We start from the raw sequence: 1,119 nt of genomic DNA on the forward strand, positions 1-1,119 counted from the left end.
CTACGATAATCACCGCACCATCTACTATCAATCCAAAATCCAGCGCACCTAAACTCATAAGGTTCGCACTGATTTTATTAGTCACCATGCCCGTGATGGTCATTAACATGGATAAGGGGATGACCATAGCAGTAATCAATGCAGCACGAATATTCCCTAAAAATAAAAAAAGAATAATGCAAACGAGCAGTGCACCTTCAAGTAAATTGTTTTTAACCGTGTTGATCGTTGCATTAACCAGCAAAGTGCGATTATAAACAATAACGGCCTCAACGCCTTCAGGAAGTGACTTGTTGATTTCTTTCATCTTCTCAGCAACCCGCTCAGAAACCGTTCTACTGTTTTCGCCCATCAACATGAACACGGTACCCAAAACCACTTCCTGGCCATTTTCTGTAGCAGCCCCTGTACGTAGTTCTTTGCCGAAGACAACTTTCGCTACATCCCTCATGCGGATTGGAGTTCCTTCAAAGTTGGCAATCACAATGTTTTCAATATCAGGAATGTCTTTTACTTGTCCAGGAACACGAATCAGATTTTGTTCTCCATTGCGCTCTATATAGCCTGCACCAACGTTGGCATTATTCCGCTGGAGTGCTTCAAGCACATCGTTTAAACTCAGGTTGTAACGCACAAGCTTTGAGGGAACGGGCGTAATATGGAATTGTTTTGCATAACCGCCAATCGTATTGACCTCCGCAACCCCTTCTACATTGCGCAATTGCGGCTTAATAATCCAATCTTGAATGGTGCGAAGTCCCGTGGGGTTATAGCGTTGACTTTTAGGCACATTAGGTTTATTCGTCACCGTATACATAAAAATTTCACCAAGACCTGTAGAAATAGGTCCTAATGTAGTTTCAGACTCTGGCGGCAATTTATCTTTAACTTCTTGTAAGCGCTCATTAATAAGCTGTCTTGCAAAATAAATATTAGTTCCGTCTTTAAAAACCACAGTCACTTGAGACAATCCATACCTAGATAAAGACCGGGTATAATCGAGATTGGGAAGGCCGCTAAGAGCTAATTCAATAGGAAAAGTGATTCGCTGTTCTACCTCAAAAGGCGAGTATCCAGAGGCTGCTGTATTAATTTGCACCTGAACATTGGTAATGTCAG

1 protein-coding gene is annotated in these 1,119 nt (G+C 42.0%); it reads right to left on the minus strand.

The window, feature by feature from the left end; genetic code table 11:
• The coding region (locus A8O27_RS18090) for an efflux RND transporter permease subunit (protein WP_211269272.1) at nucleotides 1–1,119 on the minus strand (1,119 nt) is incomplete at both ends.

The organism is Legionella bozemanae, assembly GCF_001648595.1.
In the GTDB taxonomy this organism is placed as follows: Bacteria; Pseudomonadota; Gammaproteobacteria; order Legionellales; family Legionellaceae; genus Legionella; species Legionella bozemanae.